The organism is Dyella sp. AD56 (assembly GCF_002878475.1).
GTDB lineage: Bacteria > Pseudomonadota > Gammaproteobacteria > Xanthomonadales > Rhodanobacteraceae > Dyella.
In genome coordinates, this window is the sequence record NZ_NRDP01000004.1 from 170,952 (window position 1) to 193,508 (window position 22,557).

Annotated in this window: 22 protein-coding genes, 1 pseudogene and 1 other annotated feature; of the genes and pseudogenes, 5 read left to right on the plus strand and 18 right to left on the minus strand. The window is 60.2% G+C overall.

Features of this window, described 5'->3' with window-relative positions:
* Positions 1–45 precede the first annotated feature (45 nt).
* On the minus strand, positions 46–1,497 hold the full coding sequence (locus tag DyAD56_RS04230) for a glycoside hydrolase family 30 beta sandwich domain-containing protein (protein WP_233202278.1): 1,452 nt from the start codon (positions 1,495–1,497) through the stop codon (positions 46–48).
* 503 nt (positions 1,498–2,000) lie between these two features.
* On the opposite strand from DyAD56_RS04230, the gene DyAD56_RS04235 reads away from it, so the two are divergent.
* Positions 2,001–2,537: a hypothetical protein gene (locus DyAD56_RS04235; RefSeq protein ID WP_102301494.1), complete on the plus strand. Its 537-nt coding sequence runs from the start codon at positions 2,001–2,003 to the stop codon at positions 2,535–2,537.
* Positions 2,538–2,568: 31 nt separating this feature from the next.
* Here DyAD56_RS04235 and arsB read toward each other — a convergent pair.
* The 3 genes and pseudogenes from arsB to DyAD56_RS04250 all read right to left on the minus strand — a co-directional run bounded on the left by arsB (position 2,569) and on the right by DyAD56_RS04250 (position 4,510).
* Positions 2,569–3,641: pseudogene (gene arsB / locus DyAD56_RS04240) on the minus strand (ACR3 family arsenite efflux transporter).
* The gene (locus DyAD56_RS04245) at positions 3,634–4,146 is read right to left on the minus strand and encodes an arsenate reductase ArsC (protein ID WP_102301551.1); all 513 of its coding nucleotides are present in this window, start codon (positions 4,144–4,146) and stop codon (positions 3,634–3,636) included. The pseudogene arsB and the gene DyAD56_RS04245 overlap by 8 nt, the downstream one beginning before the upstream one ends.
* Before the next feature lie 22 nt (positions 4,147–4,168).
* Positions 4,169–4,510: a metalloregulator ArsR/SmtB family transcription factor gene (locus tag DyAD56_RS04250; protein WP_102301495.1), complete on the minus strand. Its 342-nt coding sequence runs from the start codon at positions 4,508–4,510 to the stop codon at positions 4,169–4,171.
* Positions 4,511–4,550: 40 nt separating this feature from the next.
* On the opposite strand from DyAD56_RS04250, the gene arsH reads away from it, so the two are divergent.
* A complete protein-coding gene (arsH, locus tag DyAD56_RS04255) occupies positions 4,551–5,273 on the plus strand; it encodes an arsenical resistance protein ArsH (protein ID WP_102301496.1) in 723 nt (240 codons plus the stop codon).
* A 40-nt stretch (positions 5,274–5,313) separates the two neighbouring features.
* Here arsH and DyAD56_RS04260 read toward each other — a convergent pair whose 3' ends face one another.
* From DyAD56_RS04260 to DyAD56_RS04270, 3 genes are all read right to left on the minus strand, one after another.
* The gene (locus DyAD56_RS04260; RefSeq protein WP_102301497.1) at positions 5,314–5,835 is read right to left on the minus strand and encodes an ATP-binding protein; all 522 of its coding nucleotides are present in this window, start codon (positions 5,833–5,835) and stop codon (positions 5,314–5,316) included.
* A 209-nt stretch (positions 5,836–6,044) separates the two neighbouring features.
* Positions 6,045–6,275 (minus strand): hypothetical protein, encoded by a 231-nt coding sequence (locus tag DyAD56_RS04265; protein WP_102301552.1) that lies wholly within the window; start codon positions 6,273–6,275, stop codon positions 6,045–6,047.
* Positions 6,276–6,320: 45 nt separating this feature from the next.
* On the minus strand, positions 6,321–6,557 hold the full coding sequence (locus DyAD56_RS04270; protein WP_102301498.1) for a hypothetical protein: 237 nt from the start codon (positions 6,555–6,557) through the stop codon (positions 6,321–6,323).
* Between DyAD56_RS04270 and DyAD56_RS23520 the strand changes: the two genes are divergently transcribed.
* On the plus strand, positions 6,556–7,362 hold the full coding sequence (locus DyAD56_RS23520) for a hypothetical protein (RefSeq protein ID WP_146010435.1): 807 nt from the start codon (positions 6,556–6,558) through the stop codon (positions 7,360–7,362). The two genes, DyAD56_RS04270 and DyAD56_RS23520, sit on opposite strands and share 2 nt — an antisense overlap.
* A 77-nt stretch (positions 7,363–7,439) precedes the next feature.
* Here DyAD56_RS23520 and DyAD56_RS04280 read toward each other — a convergent pair whose 3' ends face one another.
* The 6 genes from DyAD56_RS04280 to DyAD56_RS04305 all read right to left on the minus strand — a co-directional run bounded on the left by DyAD56_RS04280 (position 7,440) and on the right by DyAD56_RS04305 (position 13,803).
* Positions 7,440–8,606: an acyltransferase family protein gene (locus DyAD56_RS04280; protein WP_102301500.1), complete on the minus strand. Its 1,167-nt coding sequence runs from the start codon at positions 8,604–8,606 to the stop codon at positions 7,440–7,442.
* A 104-nt stretch (positions 8,607–8,710) separates the two neighbouring features.
* Positions 8,711–9,451, minus strand: a complete 741-nt coding sequence (locus DyAD56_RS04285; protein WP_102301501.1) for a LytTR family DNA-binding domain-containing protein — start codon at positions 9,449–9,451, stop codon at positions 8,711–8,713.
* Entirely contained in the window at positions 9,448–10,578 is a 1,131-nt protein-coding gene (locus tag DyAD56_RS04290; protein WP_102301502.1) for a histidine kinase, read from the minus strand. Before DyAD56_RS04290 ends, DyAD56_RS04285 begins: the two co-directional genes overlap by 4 nt.
* A gap of 142 nt (positions 10,579–10,720) precedes the next feature.
* Positions 10,721–11,533: a hypothetical protein gene (locus tag DyAD56_RS04295; RefSeq protein WP_102301503.1), complete on the minus strand. Its 813-nt coding sequence runs from the start codon at positions 11,531–11,533 to the stop codon at positions 10,721–10,723.
* A 215-nt stretch (positions 11,534–11,748) separates the two neighbouring features.
* The gene (locus DyAD56_RS04300; protein ID WP_233202279.1) at positions 11,749–12,894 is read right to left on the minus strand and encodes a Xaa-Pro peptidase family protein; all 1,146 of its coding nucleotides are present in this window, start codon (positions 12,892–12,894) and stop codon (positions 11,749–11,751) included.
* Between the two features lie 267 nt (positions 12,895–13,161).
* Positions 13,162–13,803: a TetR/AcrR family transcriptional regulator gene (locus tag DyAD56_RS04305; RefSeq protein ID WP_102301505.1), complete on the minus strand. Its 642-nt coding sequence runs from the start codon at positions 13,801–13,803 to the stop codon at positions 13,162–13,164.
* A gap of 86 nt (positions 13,804–13,889) precedes the next feature.
* Here DyAD56_RS04305 and DyAD56_RS04310 point away from each other — a divergent pair, with 86 nt between their 5' ends.
* A complete protein-coding gene (locus tag DyAD56_RS04310; RefSeq protein WP_102301506.1) occupies positions 13,890–14,924 on the plus strand; it encodes an NADP-dependent oxidoreductase in 1,035 nt (344 codons plus the stop codon).
* A 1,060-nt stretch (positions 14,925–15,984) separates the two neighbouring features.
* Positions 15,985–17,766 (plus strand): S53 family peptidase, encoded by a 1,782-nt coding sequence (locus DyAD56_RS04315; protein WP_158241252.1) that lies wholly within the window; start codon positions 15,985–15,987, stop codon positions 17,764–17,766.
* Between the two features lie 69 nt (positions 17,767–17,835).
* On the opposite strand, the gene DyAD56_RS04320 is transcribed toward DyAD56_RS04315, so the two are convergent.
* The 5 genes from DyAD56_RS04320 to DyAD56_RS23825 all read right to left on the minus strand — a co-directional run bounded on the left by DyAD56_RS04320 (position 17,836) and on the right by DyAD56_RS23825 (position 22,503).
* Positions 17,836–18,207, minus strand: a complete 372-nt coding sequence (locus tag DyAD56_RS04320; RefSeq protein ID WP_102301508.1) for a DUF1161 domain-containing protein — start codon at positions 18,205–18,207, stop codon at positions 17,836–17,838.
* Between the two features lie 734 nt (positions 18,208–18,941).
* Positions 18,942–20,167 (minus strand): IS3 family transposase gene (locus tag DyAD56_RS04335; RefSeq protein WP_102301511.1). Its coding sequence is split into 2 segments (ribosomal slippage): positions 18,942–19,879 and positions 19,879–20,167, totalling 1,227 coding nucleotides; the frame shifts between segments, so codons are not numbered across the junction.
* Positions 19,773–19,889 (minus strand) — a sequence feature (AL1L pseudoknot). (Overlaps the previous gene by 117 nt.)
* A complete protein-coding gene (locus DyAD56_RS23525; RefSeq protein WP_158241253.1) occupies positions 20,139–20,675 on the minus strand; it encodes an AAA family ATPase in 537 nt (178 codons plus the stop codon). The genes DyAD56_RS04335 and DyAD56_RS23525 overlap by 29 nt, the downstream gene beginning before the upstream one ends.
* 359 nt (positions 20,676–21,034) lie before the next feature.
* Entirely contained in the window at positions 21,035–21,778 is a 744-nt protein-coding gene (locus DyAD56_RS04340; RefSeq protein WP_102301512.1) for an NrdJb, read from the minus strand.
* An 83-nt stretch (positions 21,779–21,861) separates the two neighbouring features.
* Complete coding sequence (locus DyAD56_RS23825; protein ID WP_158241254.1) at positions 21,862–22,503, minus strand: histidine biosynthesis protein HisIE; 642 nt, start codon at positions 22,501–22,503, stop codon at positions 21,862–21,864.
* Positions 22,504–22,557: the final 54 nt, after the last annotated feature.

Consider the following 22,557-nt stretch of genomic DNA (forward strand, 5'->3'; position numbering starts at 1 on the left):
GAAACCGGCACGCCCATACAGCAATGAAAAGCGGGCATCCCCGCCTCAATGCTGCGGCGGCGTGGCGGGACGTCTCTTGATTACATCAGACGCGGCCCTGTCCAACCACGACACGGCACGGCGCACCCATGCACCGGTCTTGTCATGGTTCCACTCGAACGTGGCCACGCTTCGCGGAGGCATGGTGTAGTCGAACCGGACTTGGCCCTCGACCACCGACACAGGACGCGCATCGGTTTTGCTGTTCACCATCACCAGCACGATCGATCCGTCCGATACGTTCTGGAATGCCACATTGGCGATACCCTGATCGGCATCGGTGTCGGTGGACGCCACGCGCACGGCGCCGGGCAGCACGAATTTGCTGAAATGCGCCAGCGCGTAGTACTCGTCGTTGCGACTGACTTCGCCTGTCTTCGAGTCGACCATGATCACGCCCTTGCAGGCGGCACAGCCACCAAAGTGCGGGCCGTGATTTTCGTCGAGGGCCAGATTCCAGTACACCACACCGCTGGCCCACTGCCTGATGCCCGTGACCAGCAGATTGCGCGCGAACCAGATCAGCTCGCCGTTAATGCTCGATGCCCAGTCACCGCCCGAACACTCGGTGATGTAGACGCTCTTCTGCGGATACGCGCGATGCACGCGCCCCTGTGCCGACTGACTGCCTTCGTAGCAATGCCACGCAACGCCATCGATATAGCGGGCGGCATCCGCGTCGCCGAGCACACTCAGCGGTTGCTCGGGATGGCTCCAGTTGTGATCCCATTCCAGGATGGCGGTTTTAGGCGTGCGGCTTGCCAGCTTGGGGCCGAGGTACTGCGAGACGATGCGCGCTCGCGTATCCGCAGGCATTTCCATGCCTGGGTAGGTGACTGGCACAAAGCCCGGCTCGTTCTGCAAGGTCAGCGCGAAGATGGGGATGCCGTAACCGCGATAGGCATCGAGATACTTGATGAGATAGTCCGCGTACGTACTTTCATACTGCTCAAGCAAGTCCCCGCCAATCAGATTCTGGCTGGACTTCATCCAGGCTGGCGCACTCCATGACGAGGCGATGATGCGCAATCCGGCGTTGACGGAAAGCGCCTCGCGCACCACGGGTATCACGTCGAGCAGATTGGGCGTGACGTTGAAATGCTGCAGCTCCGGATCGGTCTGGCCGAAGGGCACATCGTCCAGGGTGTAGGGCTTCAACGAGAAATCCGAGGCGCCAATGGTCAGGCGCATCATGTTCAGATTGAGATTGGGCGGCGGCCCATACAGCTCGTGCAACAAATCGCTGCGCTGCGCATCGGATAGCTTGTTCTGCAGCAGCCATGCTGATGAGTCGGTCATCGCCGCGCCGAAACCGACCATGGTTTGGTATTTCTTGTCGACTTCAATGACGACGTCCGCGGGCGCCGAGCCACGGGCGCTCATGGCGATGTCGGGCTGCGGCATCAGTTTCAGCCGTCGATCTGCCGTGCTCAGCCACAGCTCGACAGTGGGCCCCATGGGCCGTGATGCAGGCGCAACGCTGGCGACGACGGAGCGATGCTCGAAACGCGGCGCATAAAGGGCCGCGAGAGTGAGCAAGGTAAGCAACGCAATGAAGGCGAAGGCAGTTCGACCGGATTCCGACCCGTGCTCATCCATAGCGTACGCAAAGCCCATCAATCATGTAGCAGTCCACTCGTATCACGAAGTTCCTAGGCTTGCGCATCCAAACGGGGCAGATTCGAGTTTCCAGGCAACGTCGTTTCCTGCGGCCTGGATGCGCCTTCCAAAACGTCTGTTATGGGGCGTGAGGAGACACCTGCGCTCCCCGGCTCGCCCTGAACAGACAGTTGCAGATTAGCGCATGCCTCGTTGGTCGGCTCTAGGCATTGCCGAGGTTGACTAAAAACAACGGGAGAACAGGACTTTGCGGGCGTAGACTGCATCTACACCACGATCGGGATAGTCTCGAACGCTGGCCCATCGAATGGGCCTGCCGCTATCGGTCAAGGGCACCGCTCATGCTCAAGCTACGACGATTGTCCATGCTCAACGTGCTGATCGCGATGATGAGCGTCACGGTGATCGCCGCTGTGAGCTTGCTCCTCTGGCACGGCTTTGGGCCCAGGCAGCACATCGCTGCCGCCATGAAGGATGCCGATGCGCTGAAGGATGTGGTGCTGGAGGCTGCCACCGTGCATGGCGGGCTGGCGGGGATTCACTCCACCGACCTGCACTACGACTCTGCCGCCTCGATTGGCACCTATATCGCGTATGCGGAGATTGCCGACGGTGGGCTCATCACACTGCACACGCGCAATACGGGGGCGAGCCCTGACCCTATCCTGATGCTTATCCCCACGGAGCGAAACGGCAAAGAAGGCGCCGAGATCACCTGGACATGCAAGCTGGTGCTCAACAGTTACTCCCTGTCCCCACCCGATTGCCTCAATCAAGAGACCATACTGGTGAGGTCAGCGCCAACACCTGCTGCGCAGACGCCCCGCGCCAACTCGGCCTCCAGCAGCGCACTCGCACACAACGCAACGCGGCCGTGACACCGGGCGAGTGAGTTTGCCGGTGGTCGCATCAGGCAGGGCGCCGTCCGGCATTCGGCGTTTCATACCAAGCCCTGGAGCGATTCACGATACGCACCACGGACAGCATCACCGGCACTTCGACCAGCACACCAACCACCGTGGCCAATGCGGCGCCCGAGTTCAGGCCAAACAAGCTGACTGCGGCGGCCACCGCAAGCTCAAAGAAGTTGCTGGCCCCGATCAGGGCGGATGGGCCCGCTACGCAGTGCTCCACGCCCAGCCAGCGGTTCAGCAGATAAGCCAGGCCCGAGGTGAAGTAGACCTGCACCAAAATCGGCACCGCGAGCATGGCGATGATCAGCGGCTGCGCGAGGATCTGTTTTCCCTGGAATCCGAACAGCAAGGTAAGCGTGACTAACAGCGCGACTAGCGATACCGGACTCAAGCGACGCAAGCATTCGGCCAATGCCCGCTCACCTCCGCGCGCGCGGATCACACGACGCAGCAGCGTCGCCCCGATCACCGGCACCACGATGTAAAGCGCCACGGACAACATCAACGTCATCCACGGCACCGTAATCGCTGACACACCCAATAGCAGGGCCACCAGCGGTGCGAAAGCCACCACCATGATGCCGTCGTTGATGGCCACCTGACTGAGCGTGAACGTTGGCTCGCCACCGCACAGGTTGCTCCAGACAAACACCATGGCCGTGCACGCGCCGCCGCCAGCAGGATCAGACCCGCCACGTAGCTCTCCACGTGGTCCGCCGGGAGATAAGCAGCAAAGACGTGCCGAAGGAACAACCAGGCCAGCAGCGCCATGGAGAACGGCTTCACCGCCCAGTTGATGAAAAGGGTGACGCCCATGCCTTTCCAGTGTCGGCCAATCTGACGCATGGCGCCGAGGTCGATCTTCAGCAGCATGGGCACGATCATCAGCCAGATAAGCACCGCGATCGGCAGATTGACCTTGGCGACCTCCATCGCACCCAGCACCGCAAACGGCATAGGCAACCAGTGGCCAAGCGCCGTGCCCAGCACGATGCACGCCGCCACCCAAAGCGTCAGCGTGCGCTCGAAAAATCCGATGGCGGACCGCGCGACAGCAGTTTCACCCATGGACGGCGTCCTCGGACTGGATGAAGCCAATGCGATCCAACGCAGCCTTCAGTGCGCCCCGATCCGCCCAGGTTTCGGCAGGCAGGGTGAGAAACGCCATGAGGCGCGCCTTGATGATGGCGTACGCGTGGGCGAATGCGGCGCGCTTGTCGGCGTCGCTGCCCTCCACTGCCGCTGGATCGGGCAAGCCCCAATGGGTACGCACAAAGTCACCGAAGAACACCGGGCAAGGTTCGGAAGCCGCGCTGTCGCACACCGTAATCACCAGATCCACCGACGCAGCGTTCTCGCCCGAAAACTCATCCCACGACTTGCTGCGCAATCCCGCCGTGGGCATGCCCGCGGCAACCAGCGTGTCCAACGCATAAGGGTTGATGCGGCCGGTGGGCTGGCTACCGGCGCTGAATGCTTCGAACCGTGCGCCACCCCAGGCGCGCAAGGTGGCCTCGGCCAACACACTGCGGGCGGAGTTGCCCGTACAGACGAACAAGACGCGGTGAGTCACGACAACATGCTCCGTGTAGATGTCAGCAGCCATTGCCGGGCTCGCAAACGCCGCCTCCCGGCGTACACACCACGCCCGCACTGCCGGCACAGCAGTTGTCGGTGAGGTAAGCGATCAGCCCGTTCATGGCGTCGAAGGCGGCGCGATAGCAGACAAACCGTCCCTGTGGCTCGGCCGTGATCAGCCCCGCGTTCACCAGCTCCTTCAGGTGGAAAGACAGCGTGGCGCCCGGCATGTCCAGCTCATCCCCGATCTCCCCGGCCATGCGGCCCACGGGGCCGGCGACCACCAGCAAGCGGAAGATGGCCAGGCGCTTGGCGTGGCCCAGCGCGGTCAAGGCGGCGATTGCGTCATTCATTTCCATAAAACTAGAATAGTCGAAATATCAAACGGCAGACAAGCCCATGACGCCGGATCTACCCCATCTCGAACTCGACCTGCTCCCGCGCCCGGACAGCCCCAGGCTCAGCGCCGGTAACGATGCCAGCCACCCGCCGCGCATCCTGATCCTTTACGGCTCGCTGCGACCCCAATCCTTCTCCCGAAAGCTGGCCCTGGAAGCCGAGCGCATCCTGCAGCACCTCGGGGCCGAGACGCGGGTGTTCGATCCCCACACGCTACCGATGCTCGACAGCGTGCCAGCCACCCATCCTGATGTGCAGCGGCTGCGCGAGTGGTCGATCTGGTCCGAAGGACAGGTGTGGGTGAGCCCCGAGCGCCACGGCACCATCACCGGCGTCTTCAAGAACCAGATCGATTGGCTACCTCTCGAAGACGGCAGCGTGCGCCCCACGCAAGGACGAACGCTGGCGGTCATGCAGGTGTGCGGCGGCTCCCAGTCGTTCAATGTCGTGAACACGTTGAGGGTGCTGGGGCGATGGATGCGCATGGTGGCCATCCCCAACCAATCCTCGGTGGCCAAGGCCTGGCAGGAGTTCGACGAACACGGGCGCATGAAACCTTCCCCGTACTACGACCGCGTGGTCGACGTCATGGAAGAACTCATGAAGTTCACCCTGATGGTGCGCGGACGCAGCGACTATCTGGTCAGTCGCTACAGCGAACGCAAAGGCGACGCCGTGCAACGCGCACTCGCCCAGGCGGCGGGTGCCGTCGAAAAGGCATGACAGCCTGATCCCAACGACGCCACCCCGAAAGCCATCGCGGTCAGCCGCCCTCCTCCGCTAGCGACGACTCGTAGCGCACGACGCGAAAACCCTCTTCGGTGACGGGCGCCACGAAGTGCCGTGTGATCTCGTCAAACTCGGCGTCGGTGGGCGCGAAAGCATGCGAGCCCTCGGCATTGCGGGCTCGCAATCGTTGCTTGCAGAGCTCGTCGGGAACATCGAGAAAGTGCAACTGATGATCAGCACCCGACCGGTCGATGATGTCCTTCATCCATCGGCGATTTCCGACCGTATTGGCGGGAAAATCGAGCACCACCGACAGGCCCGTCCGCAGCAGCGACTCGACGTGCGGCCCAAGCACACTGCGCAACTGGCCCGAGCGCCGGACGTAATCGCTCACCGTGCGGATCTCGTCGGTGTAAAGCCCGGATAGCCAAGCATCCTCGCTGATCAACACCGTGTGTGTGCGTCTGGCCAAGTGCTGGGTCAACGTGGACTTGCCCGAGGCAATTTTCCCGCACACCAGGTGCAGTGCCGAAGGATGAGGGTGATGGGTTTGCATGAGGAACTCCTGTTCTGCTTCGGGTACCCAGGAGTCGGATAAAAAGAACCCGCCTCAAGGGCGGGTTTCATTGGCGACTGAAGAACGCGCGCTAACCCACCGGATAAGGTGTGGCGCGAATAATCAGCGAGCATCGGGCGCATGTAGCGTTCATGTGACCGAAACTACGTGACCGGAACCGACAGGTCAACAGGTCGCCGTAGAGCGAACTACGGGGCTCCGATGAAAGACGCCAAGTCTCCCTTGATCATGCTCCGCGCCTCTTCGACGGTGAGGTTGTTGCCTACGACCGTGTCGAGATGTTCCGTGGCTTCCAGCAGCAGTGCCCGCACATCGTCGGCAGAGAGCACGCCCTTCTGCAGCAGCTTTCGCACCACAGCGCGAAGGATTAGCGCATCGAGAGCCGTGTTTCCCAAACCGGGTGTGGAATCGATGGACATGACGACCTCCTGAAACTGCGTTTGCGCCGACATGAAGCTGCCGCATCACCTAAGGTGCGCTTTGAACAAGGCAAACCCTTTGTCTTCCACCTGCTTCACCACCGCTGTCGTATCCAGGCCAATGAACTCACTACTGGAAGCCAGGTCAGCGCCTTGTAGAAACAGCTGCGGATCCACCAGAACCGGATCGCTCGGGATGCTCGCAAAAGCCACCGGATTCCCAGTCGCAACGGCGACGAACCACGCGGCATCGGTGCTGCTTTGATAAACATCCACAAGCATGAGCCCACTCCTGTCGGTGATAACGCTGCGTCGCGCGAAGGTGGCCTTCCGGCTGATGCAAGCCCCACGACCGCGCAAACATAACCGAGCCCACGTAGTCGCCAGCGTGACGATAGCGACGGCTTCTCAACAGGGCTGGAGACACCCCAAACGCATAAAGAGCGTGCGCCAGATGCCGAATCTGCGCATCCCTTGGCCGAATCCGGGCATCCGCTCGCCCAGCCGGTTTCTACACTGCCTCCCAAGCACGGTGCGAACCGCCCCGTGCCTGCTCGACACGAGCATGACAGGGGGCATCGCTATGCACGCCACTTACCGGTCACGTCCGGCGCTTGGTACCACCACGGCGCCAACCGCTGGCACCCACACCAGGAAACTCGACCGCCTGGATCTGCTTGCGCGAACCATCCGCCTGAGCGACCGCAGTGTCACGATGGCGCTGTCCGGGCAGAGCGGTAGCGATCGCACCCGCTCGAGCTGGAATGAGCTCTTCGATCAAGCGGAGAACCTGGGCCGGCAATGGGCGGCCACCGATCCGATCGATGCGCAGCGCCTGCAACTATCGCTGCTGGCGAGTCTGCCTGGCATCGCCGAGCGCTTCGAGCGCGGATACGCCGATATGGCCTGCGCGCACAGCCAAAGCGGGGATGGATACACGACGCGGCGCGATAAAGCGCACACGTCCATCCCCTCCTCCGGCATGTGCGACGCCTGCGACACCAACGTTTCTATCCTTTGGGACGATCTCGCCGCCGACCAATCCATCGTTGCTTGCCCTTGCTGCGGTCAGCACTGGGATCCGTAGCACCCCGTCGAAGCCGACACGTCCAATGCCTGCGTTGAGTCGGGTGCCACCGAGGATCGACCGCGGACATGCGCTGTCTACTGCAGATCATCACCCAGGGAGCGCTTAGCCGCTCCAGAGAAAGCGCGCGGACTTGATGATTCCGCCTTCATTCCGAAGAGCAGACGCAACAGCGCAAACCTTCTTACACATCCCTCGTAGAGGGCAAAGCATGCGCTCATGCTGAGAACCAGGATGACGGCATACTTTGTCCACGGCGTCCACGGGCGCTGGATGATGTAGTACCCGATCACGACGATCACCGTCTGATGCAGGATGTAAAAGGGATAGCTGGCCTCTCGCGCCCAGATGAGCAACGGGTTGACGAAGGACAGGTAACGATAGCCGTAACCCAGAAATACCATCACCCAAAGCCACGTGAAGATATTCGCACCCAGCCCATCGGCCACCGATCCGTGGTCAATGACACCGGCCATGAACAGCGATATCAGCAGAATGAACGACACCACCCCGCCCACCAGCGACCATCGACGAACGTCGGACAGCCACTTCCATATCCCTGGCATGGACGCCATGAGGTATCCATAAACCGTCAGCAGCAAGTAGTGATTGAAGATGTACCAATCGCTGACGAGATTGTGTGACTCTGGAAATAGCGATTTCAGAAGAACTTCGTTGATGCCCAGGGGAATGCCCAGAAGATACAGCCATGCACCCGGCGCTACGCGCTGCGCGCCTTGCTTCCACCAAAGCATCAGGGGGAGAAGCAATAGAACGTACACGTAGAGATACAGAATGAACCACAAGTGATGCCAGCTGAAATCACCCTTTGGGTAGGGAACGAACTGCAGCACTCGCGTGGCGTAGAACGCCAGATAGCCTCCGGTCCATTGCCCGTCGAGCAGCCGTTCGCAGTAGATCTGCGGCGGAACGATCAGGAATATGCCGGCCAAGAGAGGCAGCAGAAGTTTGATCGTCCGTTCCTTCACGAACATCCCTGTACTGCGCCGTTGCAACGCGAACCACATGCCTGCGCCAGCAATGACGAATAGCAGCGGCATGCGCAGGCGGTGCGCAATGTCCATGGGCCACTGAAGGGATGGGATGGTCTGGTCGTTGACGATATGCCAACCCCAACCGACAAAGATCATCCCCGTATGGAAGAAGAAGAGCACAAAAATCGCAATGACTCGCAACCAATCCAGAAAGTCATAGCGCTCTTTCAGTTCATCGGTAGCACGCATGTTTCAGGTTCCTTGTTTCGGCGACAAGCAGGAGCCTGATCCATCAGCTATGGAGTAGCAGCAGATTTGGGGTAAGCGGGGACGCCAGCGTGGCGTACCGGACACTAACGACCCATGCGGGCGAAGAGTGCGTCGCGATACCGACGACTTAGCCGTAGAACACGGCCGCTGTGCAGATGGACTTCGTAGTCCCCCTTGAAGAGCGGGGTGAGCGATCCGATGCAAGCGAGGTTGACCGCTGTAGAGCGGTGTATACGAATGAAGCGCTGCTCGCCGAGCTGGGACAACAGATCCTGCAGCGTCCTGCGTAACAGGTAGCTGCGCCCGGCGGCGTGCACATGGACATAGTTGTCATCGGCCTCGAGCCATTCGACGGCCGCCGCGTCGATCAACTGCAGTCGTTCGCGATCCGGCACGAGAAGCCGCTCGCAGGAAGCTACCCGTGCGCGCCCCATCGCTACTGCTGCGGCCCCTGGCTCACGGGAGTTCAGCCGTAGCCGGACGCGCTGCACGGCACGGGCGAAACGGTCGCCATCGTAAGGCTTGAGTAGGTAGTCGATCGCATTGAGGTCGAACGCCTTTACGGCGTGTTCGTCATAAGCGGTGACGAAGACGATTACCGGTGCGACCGATGGTTCAAGCTGCGCTGCCACTTGCAGGCCAGAAAGTGCCGGCATCTGTATATCGAGAAAGGCCACGTCCGGCCGGTACTCTTCGATGCATTGCGCTGCAGACAAGCCATCCTCGACCGATCCAACCACGGTCATATCCGGCTGCTCCGCCAGCCAGCGTTCGAGCTTCTCGCGGGCGGGTGCCTCGTCGTCAGCGATCACGACGCGAATCATGCAGCCGTACCGACCAGCGGAATCCGAACGCGCGCAGCGACGCCATCGCCCTCGTTACCTACTCGCAGCGATGCAGCGTTGCCGTAGATAATGTTCAACCGTTCCCGGCAACTGCGAAACCCCAAACCTTCGCGATGCTCTGCCTCCAGCATGGAACCGGAGTTGCTTACGACGATTTCCAACGAGTCGCTATCGCGTTGTACGCTGATGTGGATACGTACGCGCGCCACGGTGCGCTCGACGCCATGCTTGAAGACATTTTCAAGCAGAGGTTGCAGCAATAGCGCAGGAACAGGGGTATCGAGGAGCGCTTGATCCGTCTGCCAATTCAGGGTGACACGATCGCGGAATCGCTCGTTCATGATATCCCCGTACAACGCCAGGGTACGGATTTCTTCGGCGAGCGGTGTCATTTCGCTTTCGGTGGACCGAAGACTGATGCGCAGCAGATCACCGAGCGCTGCAACCAAACGATCAGCCCGTGCCACGTCGGTATGCATCAGGGCAGAGACGGTGTTGAGCGCATTGAATAAAAAATGCGGACGTAGCTGGGCCTGCAGGTGGGCCAGTTGCGCCTCCGCCAACGCTTTCTGCATCTGCAACAAGCGCCGACGCTGGAGTTGCCACTGCCCATAGGAATCGATACCAAACAGGATGCCGAGCCACAACCCCGTGAAAATCGTCAGCTTGACGCTCTCGTACATAACGACGAAGCCCCAGCCCGGATGCACATAGGCACGGCCGACGGCGGCGTAGACGCCATGACGTATCGGGTAAACCATCGCAAGCCACGTCAAGATGACCAGCGGCTGCCAACGCAGGTAGCGACCAAACCAGATCAAGGGCCTGTCCAGGTACGGCGCATATTGCTCACGAAACCGAACGGCAAGCCACATCCACCCTGTTGCGATCAGCGCCGAACTGCCCTCCCACAGCACAGGCTCCCACCAACGGATGAGCGGGCTATGGAGCGTATCCTGGAGCGACACGCTGATCATGAGCAGCCAGAATGCCACCCATAACGTAGCCAACGTTTTCGGAGAAAACGGTGTGCCCTGCTCGCCGAGGGTGGCTGCCGGAGGTAGGCGAAATAGCTCGTTCATACAATCGAGTGTAGCCGTCTCCATGGCGACCAACGTCGTCTATGTGGCGAGCGGGACTGGCGAGGGGTGAAGCGGACAACGGTGGAACATGGACAGAGGAAATGAATGGCTTCAACAGCTCATTGACAGGGTCACCGGCACTCGATCAAAGACGGGCATATTCCTCTCAAGGTTGCTCCTTAGCGACAGACATCTCCTCGGCCTTGGCCGCCGCGGCATTCGCCGTCAGCCCGCTCCGGCAAGCCAGAAACCATAGGGCACCCAACGGCAACGACAGTCCAATGATGATCGGACCATATGGACTGCTAAAGCTCGAGGACCCAAACAGCTGGACCGACAGCAGTTGAAAATCGAAGGCCCCGCTAGTCCAGTTGAAACGCAGGGTCGTAACGCCGAACAAGGTACTAAGCGCCCACAGCCATTTGCGGTGTGTAATCGGCGTTCGAAGACAAAGCACGAAAGCGTAGACACTCAGCAATGGAATGGCGATGCAGGCCAGCAACGTGATCCAGTGCGCTACGCCCTTGCCACTGAGGGTGAAGGCGTTCTGTGCCTCCAAGGACTTCTCCATTCGCTGCACATGCACGCCCTCAACGCGTACGGCATCACCTTCTCCGGCTAGAACCACGTTGCCCAGCACCCATCCATCGGCAAACTCATACTCATAGGTGAGGTTGTAGCGACTGATCCCGTTGCCCGTCACAGTGTTGGTGCCGACCAACTTCGCTGAACGAGGGGCTCCAGCAGGGAAATAGCCGGCGACTTCCTTCAACTTCGCGTCGATGTCCGGATTCTGCAGGAGCTTATCGTCGAGCTTGTTCTTGACCGCCTCCAGATCACCCTGCCGCACTCGTTCGAGCACGGATTTCGCCACCTCCGCGGCAGGGTGAGGCGTGAACTTGTCGACGAGCGTTTGCTGACTGCAGGCAGCCATCAGCACGCATGCATACACCACCATGTAGCGGAAGAACGAAGCCATGTTTTCCCCTGTGAAAAGCCTGCGCAACAGGCTGCTCAGTATCAGTCACCCAATACTGATACACCATTGGCAGACTTCTGAACTATCCCGATACGGACGGAGCGCACTATAAGACGCGTTGAGGGAAGCAGGAAGCGACGGCGGCCGGTCTGCGCAGGCGCGACACCGTCAGCGGCCCCGCCTCACCGGCAGATATTTGCCTGCACTCGAACCAATCAGATCGGGTCGTCGATCGACTTGGCGAGCCCGGTGAAAAGTTTTGGACCGGCCTCGGTCATGTGCCAGCAGTCTTCCAGACGGATGCCGAACTCACCGGGAATGTAGAGCCCCGGCTCGTCGGAAAAACACATGCCGGCGGCCAGCGGCGTGGCGTCGCCATGGACGAGATAGGGCGGCTCGTGGCCGTCCAGGCCGATGCCATGGCCGGTACGGTGGGGAAGTCCGGGCAGGTGGTAACCGGGACCCCAGCCTTCCTTTTCGTAGTAGGCGCGCACGGCATCGTCGATGGCACCCACCGGAGTGCCCAGCTTGGCGGTGCTCAACGCGATCTCCTGGCCTCGCTTCACGGTGTCCCAGACCTTTCGCTGTTTCGCGGTTGGCTGACCCATCACCCAGCTGCGCGAGATGTCCGATTGATAGCCATGCACGGTGCAGCCAACGTCCATCAGGATGACCGAACCATCGTGCAGGGTCTGCGGCTGGTGTGAGCCGTGCGGATAAGCGCTGGCCTCGTTGATCAACACGAGAGCGAACTCCGGCGAGCCGCCCAATGCCTCGGTGGCGGCGTTCATCATGACGGCGATCTCGTCGGGACGCATACCGGGGCGGACGTTGCCATGGACGTAGCGCAGCGCCGCCAGGGTGACGTTGTTGGCGGTTTGCATGAGCGCGAGTTCGGCCGGGGATTTGATCAGCCGGACGGCTTTTACCAGAGCGTCGCCCGAAACCACTTGGTAGGCGCCGGCGCTTGCATCGCGCACCCCGTCGACGATGAACAGGCGCGTGGTTGCTTCGAAGGCGATCGAACCGGAGGTCGCGCCGCGATCGCGTAGCGCGCCAACGATGCGGGCGAACGGGCTTTCATGCTCATTCCAGGGCCGCACATCGCCGGCCACCGCCAGGGTCTCGCGGATCGAGGGCTCTTCAAAGGCCGGAGTCACGATGACGATGTCACCCCGGGCCGGGATAACGGCGGCCGTCGTACGCTCCGAGCGATGCCACTGAATGCCCGTGAAGTAGTCCAGGCTCGAGCCCGACTCCAAGATCAAGGCACCGATCTTCTGATCGACCATCAGCCGTTGCAGTTTGGCGATCCGTGCGAGGCGCTCCTCCACCGAAATCGGCTTGGCGCCGGTGGTCATGGAAGCCAGTCCGGCCAACCCATTAGGCGCAGCAGGTGCGGCCTGCGCCGACCGGCCGGTCAGCATAAGGGCTGTGGACGCTGCGGCAGTGGCGGCTACAGCCCCCGTGAGAAAGTCGCGACGACGCATGGAGACTCCGGACCGATGCTGAGGGTGCGTCGCAGTATGAGGTGGGAGTCGGCGGCGCGGCTACTGCCTGGCTTGATGTCCAATCGCACTTGCGCCATCACCACGACCCCAGCAGCGTCCGGGTAAGCCGTCGTGCCGTCACCGTTCGACGGCTTGGACATGACGTTCGCGCAGATAAGCGCCAACAAGCCCTTTGAGTTCCCGCCGCACCTCGGACACGCCGAGCTCGCCGCGCGATGCGGCGGCGTGGACGGCGCCTTCGATGGCCGAAGCGAGGACCTTGGCGGCCATGACATCGCCGGGCCCAGGGGAGCACGCCGTATCTGGCAGAACCAGCGCTTGATAACGACGAAGATATTCCACTTCAAACACGCTATCGCTTTCGCGCATGGCGAGTGGAACTTCGTCGAGCAGGACACGATGCAGTCGTTGATTGACCGAATGAACTTCGATGACGCCGTCAATCACTTGGTCGACTCGCGCAGCGAGCGGAGTGGCGAGGTCGAGCGTGTCGGGATCTGGCAGTGCGGCAAGTACTGCGTCGAGATGACGTGTACGGACGGAGTCGACCAGCGCCAGCTTGTCGGGAAAGTACTGATACAACGATCCGATGCTTGCTCCGGCGGCCAGCGCCACTTCGTTGGTCGTGAATTTCGCCCAGCCGCGCGTGGCCAAAACGTGAGCCGCCGCCTCGACGATGGCGTCGACGGTGGCGCGCGAACGTTGCTGCCGCGGGATTCGGCGGCTGGACTGGGTGGTAGCGGAAAAGCGAGTAGCCATATCGGGGGATCCGCGGAAAAATTTCGACTTCACTTCGCAGGTTAGGACATGGCGCAACCGCCATCACCCAACCACAGGAATCAAGCATGCACCCACGCCCTCGTGTTTCACGCCAAGTTGCACTCGCCGCCCATCCGGGGAACAAGCTTCAATCGACGGATTTCACGATGACCGAGGTGCCGTTGCCACCCTTGGCACTTGGCCAAGTACTGCTACGCAACCGGTGGTTTCGAGTCTCGGTATCGACTCGCCTGATGGCGAGCCGCGACGCGAAGGACATCAAGGGTATTCCATTTCCGCCGCTCAAGCCGGGAGATGCCCTTTCCGACGGAGCCATCGGCGAGGTCATCGCCACAACGCCGGAATCACAGCTACAGGTTGGCGAGATCGTCTTACATCCGCTGGGTTGGCGCGATTATGCGATCGCCGACGCGCATCAATGCAAAGTGCTGCAGCGCGAATCCATCGAACCTGCCGCGTATCTCGGCCATGGCTGGACAGCCTACGCTGCGTTGACACGTGGGATACGCATCAAGCGTGGAGACATCGTTTTCGTATCCAGTGGTGCCGGCGCCATCGGTTCCATGGCGGCGCAGATAGCGCGCAATCTTGGTGCGTCCCGCGTGATCGGTAGCACGGGAAGCACCGACAAGGCCGATTGGATGAAGCGCGATCTCGGCTATGACGCGGTCATTGTCCGGAACGACGGCCCCTTTATCGAGCAACTGGCCAAAGCGGCACCTCATGGCATCGACGTGTGCGTCGATATGGTGGGCGGTGAGCAATTGAGTGCTGCGGTCTCGTGTGCACGAGAGGACGCGCGCTTCGTGATCCTGGGTGCCCTTGTCGCCGAGTTGAATGCAGAACGCTCCACATCGGTCGCGCCAGCCGACATCGATACATTCCGGTTACCCATCATGGGAATCACACTGCGTGGCTATAGCGCAGGAGAACCCAGTTCCGATGCATTCGACGAATGGATACGCCGCCTGGACGAATGGCAGCAGGAAGGCGCGATTTGCCTGCCAAGCACGACGTTCAACGGTCTCGACAAAGCACCCGAAGCCCTGCAGCAGGCCTGTGAGGGCCGGCTCAAAGGCGTGGTACTGGTCGAGCTGTAGTACCCATCGATGATCCATGAGTCGCAACATGCCCCATGATGTTTCCGGAGAAGTCATGACGAGTACGAACGTGGCGATTGTCTTTCACAGCCGATCACGACAGTTTGTGCGGGGTCGCGCAGCAGCGGCTGCCATGACGCTTTGAGCGCATGGCGTTAAGTACGCTCGCCGGCCTAAGTCGCAGCCGAAAGCAGAAGTACCCTGGCCGTCCAAACAAAGCACTATGGCCTCCATCGCCAGAACCATAGTCCCTGCTCGCGGTCTTCCGGCCCTATTCGGAAATCCTCCTCGCCGGAGGACAGTGCAATGGTCGCCTCGCAGAGTTTGATGCGCCAGGGCTCCCCTATTGTCAGGGATGCCACATCGGGCGAAGCCGCGAATCGCCACTCAGTCGAAGAGGCGACATGAGCCAAGCGAAGCTTTGCGACCACTTCAGCACCCGAGAACATCCTTCCGGGAGCGGTCAGCAGCGCCGAGGAAGGAGCCGCCAGGGAAACCGTTCGATAAGGTGCCAAAGACTCCCCTGCCAGCGCATCAAGTAGCGCAAGCAGTGATAGGCAACCAGCGGCGTCAGCGCTTGTATGCCAGCCCTGGTAGGAGCGATTCGCTCCAATGTATCGCCACATGGATAGACGTCCATGCTGGCGCCAATGCGACGATCCGTGAGTTGCCACTCCCCCTCCTTGGACTTACTGAAGTCCATATGCGCCGAAGCGGACGCGCTCGAAGTAAACGAAAGTTCTTGCCGTCAGCGTCACGCAAGACAGCGAAATCAACTGCCTATCTAACGTAATAAATTTCTCTAAAAGTAATTTTTTACGGTCTATGCCGAAAGCGATAGATTTCACGATTTGCTCGCATTTTCCTCCCTATAAATCGACTCGCAGCAGGGGGTTGGAAGGTGCCGCGGCCGCGGTATTCGAGCTTTTTCCCTATGACTCGTCCATGCGTCACTGGCACCTGGAAGGTGCCGGCGCAGGGGAGATGCGTGTCCGCATGGTCGGTCATTCGCTGCATCGCACGTCGGATTCATAACCACATTACTGGGGAGTTATTGCTTATGAGTAAGGCAGTAAAGGGCACGTCGCGTGCCCTCGCACAGGGGTACCTGGCCACCATGTTGGCTGTTGCGCTGGGCTTGCCGGGCGCGCTGATGGCCGCCCCCGCCTCCGATGCCAGCACCACGGCATGGGCCATGACGCGTACCCATGCACCGTATACCGGTGACGCTACCTTCAGCGGCTATGCCGCCGATCAGGAGGCGGTATCGATCACGGTGAGTCTGAAGCTGCGCAACGAAGATGTGCTGGACAGCTACCTCAAGGAGCTATTCCATCCCGGCAGCCCTTCCTTTCACCAGTTCCTCAATAGCCAGAACAGCACGGAGCTGTTCGCGCCGACCCAGCAGCAAGCCCAGCAGGTCGCCGATTACCTGACCAAGCAAGGTTTCACCAACGTCCAGATTGCGCCGAACCGCCTTCTGGTCACCGCAGACGGCAGCGTGGGCACGGCCCGCAATGCCTTCCGCACCTCCATCGGCCACTTCAGCCGTCACGGCCGCGACGGCATCGCCAACACCAGCGGCGTGGAAGTGCCGGCGGCATTGAGCTCGGTGGTTGATCAGGTACTGGGTTTCAACACGCTGCATCAGGCACGCGTGTTCTCACTGCCCGCCTCGCAGATCAAACCCGCGTACACGGTGGTGTCGGTCACCGGCAATTCGCAGGCTCATGCTTACTACCCGCAGGAGTTCGCCACGGTCTATGACGCCGGCAGCGCAAGCACGGCGAGCCATACCACGGTGGCCGTCCTCGGTTGGGGCAGCATGACCAACGCACAGACTGACCTGAGCAAGTTCGAGAGCGGCCAAGGCATCACCGCCGTGCCCACCGCCATCGTTTCCACCACCACCAAGAGCAGCACGGACGATAGCGGCCAGGGCGAATGGGGCATGGATGCACAGGCCATCGTCGGCGTGGCCGGCAGTGTGCAGAAGCTGGTGTTCTACACCGATGGCGGAACCTACAGTTCGCGCACCGGCTCCAGCGGCGCCAGCAACAGCGGTCTGCTGCAGGTGATCAACAAGGTGGTCAGCGACAACACCGCCAAGGTGGCCAACATGTCCTGGGGCCTGCCGGAATGCGATGGCTCGCCGGGCTTTGCGGACTCCGCCTTCAAGCTTGGTGTAACGCAGGGACAGACGTTCTCGGCAGCCACCGGCGACAATGGTTCCTACCCGTGCCCGCTGAACGGTACGGCGCCGCAGAATGGTGCTTATGGCAGCACCACCTCGCTGTCGGTCAACTACCCGGCCAGCTCGCCGTATGTAGTGGCCGTGGGCGGCACCACGCTCAACACCACCAGTGCGGACAGCTACGTCTCCGAAGCATCCTGGCCTTACAGCGGCGGCGGCGTGAGCAGCTCCGAACCTACGCCCAGTTGGCAGTCGAGCAGCTATGCCTATCGCAGCGTGCCTGACGTGGCGTTCAATGCAGACTGGACCAACTCGCCAATCATCGTGTACTTCACGGCGAGCTCCACCTCGGGCATCTCGCAATCGGGCTACTACACCAACGGCGGCACCAGCTTGGCTTCACCGCTGTTCGTGGGTGTATGGGCACGCCTGGAATCCGCGAACAACAACGGCATGGGCTTTGCCGCGCCGGCACTGTACGCCTACGCCAACCAGTTCCCTTTCCATGACGTGACCACGGGCAACAACGGCTACTACTCGGCCGTTGCGGGCCGTGACAATGCCACGGGTTGGGGCAGCATCGACATCCAGGCCGCCAGCACCTTCATCGGTGCCACACCTGGCTTCATCAGCACGACCAATCAGTAAGCAGCACCGAAGCAACGAGTGGCGGCGACTGGCCGCCACTCGTTGATCAGCTTCGCAAGCAACTGACCATCAGCCCCCGGTTTGGCCGGACCGGCCGACTGCCTGAGGTGGTGGCATCGACGTGGCGCCTGCAGGGGGTGTTGCAGCTCCCGATTTGCCTGCCCCGGCCGGAGATTCCTTCGGCGTATGGCTGGAGTCGCCACTACCCGCCGTGGATTGTCCGCGCGAGTACACGATGGCTTTATTCCCTTCGCACTGCCCCACCACTTTGCCTTCGCCCTTATCTGCCTGATCAGCAGCCACTACATCCAAACTGTAGTTGCTCACACCGTTCGCTTTGATCTTCGCGTCGATGTCGGATTTCACCGTTTCGCATGAGGCATGGGCGAACAACGGCAACGCCATCAACGTCAACGCAGCGATAAACGTACGAGACTTCATAACTCCTCCTTGTGGGCCAGTTTCAACAGCGGATGCCCGCTACGGGTCGGAAGCGGGCCTTCTTTCTGCGACCTCTCTAGAAGAGAGCCGATCTGTGCGAAGCGATCTTTAGCCAAAGCCCCGTCAACGCCCCTATGGCGGCGCAAGAACAACCCAAAAAACAGCCCGTGTAACCCCAGAAGGAGCCCAACTCAACTCCACTGTAAGGTTCGGAGGAGAGACCTTTCCACGCAAAGTAAACTCCTAAAAAGATACCCAGCGCGGCAAATATCAAACCGAAGATGTAGCCGAGTACGTATTTCATAATTCCTCCGTGAACTACGACAAGCCAACACTACTTGAACGGAACGTTCGCTCCGCGTCGAAAGCGGACGTTCTCCACTAATGCTAGATCGCTGACCGATAGCCGGCCTTCCAAAGAAATCCAAGGAAGGACTCTACCGAGTCCTCAGTCAGCTGGACCACGACGTCGTAACCACCCTTGAAGTGCTTGGACACGCTGGCTATTTCTTCGATACCAGGGGCAGAAGCGATAGTAGAACGAAGTTCATCTGTCTCAGCCTGTGAATACGTCTCTGGCTTTGCTGCTATCAGGACTCGGGTATAGAGGCGCATGCAGCCGTTTCTCCGGACAAAATTGCGAGTACTGCCATCTGCAAAGGTCCGCTTCGGGTAGATAGCGGACAGTTCACTGAATCGCCCCGGTTTTCGCGGAGGCTATTTGGTTTAAGTGATCATGCGGCCTGCACCAAGTCGGAAGCCAGCTGACGGTAGTAGTTAGCTTCGGCCTCGGCGGGTGGAATATACCCGATGGGTTCGAGTAAGCGTTGGTGGTTGAACCATGACACCCATTCGAGCGTGGCCAGTTCCACCGCTTCTCTGGTTTTCCATGGTGCTCGGCGGTGAATCAGCTCGGCCTTGTAGAGCCCGTTGATGGTCTCGGCCAACGCGTTGTCATAGCTGTCGCCCTTACTGCCCACCGATGGTTCGACGCTTGCCTCAGCCAGGCGCTCGCTGTATCGAATGCTGACGTATTGGGAACCGCGGTCCGAGTGATGTATCAGGCTGTCACGCTCGGGCTGGCGTGCGTACAGCGCCTGTTCCAACGCATCAAGCACGAAGTCGGTACGCATGGAGGTGCTGGCACGCCAGCCCACGATGCGACGCGCGAACACGTCGATAACGAAGGCCACGTATAGCCAACCCTGCCACGTGGAGACATACGTGAAATCAGCGACCCAGAGCTGGTTAGGTCGATCAGCCTTGAACTGCCGGTTGACCTTGTCCCGTGGGCACAGCGCCTTGCTATCGCTGATGGTCGTGCGCACGACCTTGCCACGCATGACGCCACGCAACCGGTGCTGTCGCATCAATCGTTCGACGGTGCAGCGTGCCACCGTCATGCCTTCTCGATGCAGTTGCCGCCAGACCTTGTCAGCCCCATACACCGACCAGTTCTCGCGCCAGACCCGCTTGATATGCGGAGCCAGTTGTTCATCGCGTTGCGCGCGCGCACTGCGCCGTGATGGATCGCGCAGGCACGCGGCATGACGCCGGTAACCGGACGGAGCGATCTGCAGCACCCTGCAGATCGGCTCGACCCCGAAGCGGTCCCGGTGCTGATCGATGAACTGCTTCAGGACTTGCAGCGGCGGTCGAGCTCCGCCTGGGCGAAAAACGCGCTGGCCAGCTTCAGGATCTCGTTGGCGCGGCGAAGCTCCTTGTTCTCGCGCTCCAGATCCTTGATGCGTTGCGTCTCGCTGCTGGTCACGCCAGGACGTACGCCGGTATCGACCTCTTCACGCTTGATCCATTCCAGCAACGTCTGCGGCACGCAGCCAATCTTCGGGGCAATCGATTCGACCGCCGCCCACAGCGACGGATACTCTCCGCGATGCTCTTGCACCATGCGCACAGCGCGCTCACGGATCTCAGGTGAGAACTTGTTTGACTTCTTCATGGCTCCATCTTCTCAAGAGTTGGAGCCTCCACCAATCCCGGGGCGATTCAGTCACCTTTACTAGATCTGGGCCGAGATCAACCTCTATAGATCGTGCTCTTCCCACGTCGTCGTCGTCATCTAAACCAATAGTCAGCGACACCTTGACCTTTGGAAGTGATTTATAAATTCTCGCCGAGTCAGTACTGCCAAACAGATACTCGCGCTCATAAGAGCGGCCAGTATTAGCATCCCCAGACAAATTCATATAAAAATCGAACTTAACTCCTTGCTCACGAGCAAAGGAGCTAACAGCATTCTGGTAGGTGCCAAAATCAACCAATCGGCCGTACCAAAGGATCGGCGCTTTCGTTGGCTGCTCAACGCTCTGGCGTAGTAGCGGAAGCACTCTCAAGAGGGTGCTCTTTCCGGCACTGTTTTTTCCTACTAAGACATTGATTTTGGCGAGTCTTATTACGCCAGAATCGCTTATCGACCTCAGATTATTGACCTGAAAGGCATTAATCACGTGAAACTCCATTTCAAACTAAATGCTTAATCGAAATTGGCGAACACCAGAACTCGACCATTTTTCCAAGCCTTGCTGGCAAGCAACAGCCACAGGGTCCGGCTGAAGATATCGACCGAAAGCCACTGGACTTTATTTCAATCTGCGCCAGAGAGATCGCAAGATGCACCCCTGTAGCTTGGCCCTTTGGTACGCTCTCCCACTTAACAGGAGCCATCCAGCTCTATTCCTCCTCGCCAGGACTCGTGCACAGGAATTTAGCTGAGGTGAAGGGGCGTCAAAGGCTCTTCAAGGCAAATACCTAAGAAAAAAAAAGGCGGCGTAACCGCCGCCCTTTTCATACTCTTGGAATTTTCACTTCACCCGCACTTGCTATACCCACAATTCAAACAAGTCTGACACCCATCCATCATCACCAGCGCCTGCGTATTGCACTTGACGCAAAGGGTGGCGCCGGGCGGGAAGCCGGTGGCGGATTCGGTCTTGGCTTCAGCGGCAGCATGCGCAGCGCTCTTACCGTTGGCAGCGGCCTCATAGGCGGCGCGTTTTTCGGCGATGAGCTTGCGGGTGGACTCGTCCATTTCCGGGTCGTGGATGAGGCCGATGGTCTTCATGTGTTGCTCGATCACACCGCCGATCTCGGCGACGATGCTGGGCATGTAGACGCCGCCGGCTTTGAAGTAGCCGCCGCGCGGGTCGAAGACGGCTTTCATCTCTTCCACCAGGAAGGTGACGTCGCCGCCTTTGCGGAACACGGCGGAGAGGATGCGGGTGAGCGCCACGATCCACTGGAAGTGGTCCATGTTTTTCGAGTTGATGAAGATCTCGAAGGGGCGGCGCTGTTCGTACTGGGTGCCGGCGTTGAGCACGATGTCGTTGACGGTGACGTACAACGCGTGCTCGAACAGCGGTGATTTGATCTTGTAGGTGGAGCCGACAAGCGTCTCGGGACGCTCCAGGCTCTCGTGCATCTGGATGACTTCCGCCTTGGGCGCTTCTTTAGAAGCGGCCGGCTGGGCGGCGGGTGCAGCGGCGGACGCGGCTTTGTCTTCGGGCTTGACGACGTTGTAGCCCTTGATCTTCTTTTCGATCTTGATCGCCATGGTGTGCTCCTGGCTGATGGCGGCCTGCGTCGCGGAGACAGACCGGCCCGGCGTTTGCACGCCGGGCCGGACCGTTTTACGACTTACTTACGGCGTGCGGACTTCTTGGCGACCTTGCGGACGGCCTTCTTCACGCTCGCCTTCTTGCTGGCAGTGGACCTCTTGACCGCCTTGGCGGCGGTCTTCTTACCGGCGGCCTTGCGGGCCGTCTTCTTAACTGCGGCCTTCTTGGCCGTCTTTTTGCTGCTGACCTTACGAACAGCCTTTTTGGCGGCGACCTTGCGCACTGCCTTCTTGGCGACCTTGCGGCCGACCTTCTTGGCAGCGGCCTTCTTCACCGCTTTCTTCTTGGCAACCTTCTTGACGGCGGCTTTCTTCACCGCCTTCTTGGCGACCTTCTTGGCGACCTTCTTGGCGGCAGCCTTCTTGACCGCTTTCTTCACGGTCTTCTTGGCGGCAGCCTTTTTCACGGTCTTCTTGACGGCCTTCTTGGCGGCAGCCTTCTTCACCGTCTTCTTGACGGCCTTCTTGGCAGCGGCCTTCTTCACCGCCTTCTTGGCGGCTTTCTTGGCCGGAGCTGCCTTCTTGGCCGCAGCCACCTTCTTCTTGGCACGAGCCTTCTTGGGGGCGGCTGCCGGGGTCACTTCGACCACGGGAACCTCGACCGGCGCTTCTACGACCGTTACGGTTTCTTCGTTCACTTCAAACTCGGTATCGATGGACATGCGGGTATTCCCCTCCGACGTGGATTTTGGAACTTATGTTGAGCCTTGCCACCG